1 protein-coding gene is annotated in these 545 nt (G+C 47.9%); it reads left to right on the plus strand.

The features are described from left to right. Positions 1 to 81: 81 nt before the first annotated feature. On the plus strand, positions 82 to 510 hold the full coding sequence (gene tnpA, locus AC27IB_RS23505; RefSeq protein WP_487124066.1) for an IS200/IS605 family transposase: 429 nt from the start codon (positions 82 to 84) through the stop codon (positions 508 to 510). The last annotated feature ends 35 nt before the right edge of the window (positions 511 to 545 follow it).

Below are 545 nucleotides of genomic sequence, written 5' to 3' on the forward strand. Positions count from 1 at the left end.
TTTATGTGACCGGTCGCGAAGCGACAGAACACCACGGGTTTACCCGTGGATGAATGAGTCCGAGGCCTGTATGCTACGAAGATGGAAGTTCGAGTCTCATCACATGGTCTATATAGACTTCAATATCACGTTGTCTGGGTAACTAAATACAGGCGTCGGATACTGAAGCCTTTCGTCGTGGAGTATTTGCGCAAAGTGTTGCCGAAGCTGCTTCGAAGTATGCCCGGCGTAACAATAGAGCGAATGGGCTTTGATAATGACCATATACACATGTTGATGGTCATCCCTCCGAAATACTCGATAGCAGAAGTGATGGGCAAACTCAAAGCCCAGTCAGCGTCAAACATGAGAAAGACATTCAAATGGCTGGGAAAGGTCTATTGGAATGAAAATATTGTTTGGTCGCCGGGTTACTTTGTAAGCAGCGTAGGCTTAGACGAGCACACAATACGGAACTACGTTGAGCATCAAGGTCGGAAGGATTCAGATCAGCTCCGAATGGAGCTGTAGCAGAAAGAACCCCGGGCATGCCCGGGGGAATCTAT

Source organism: Alteromonas sp. 4NH20-0104 (assembly GCF_057547795.1).

Coding starts and splice junctions, on each gene's coding strand:
- tnpA (WP_487124066.1), top strand. CDS start 82: ATGGAAGTTCGAGTCTCATCACATGGTCTATATAGACTTCAATATCAC.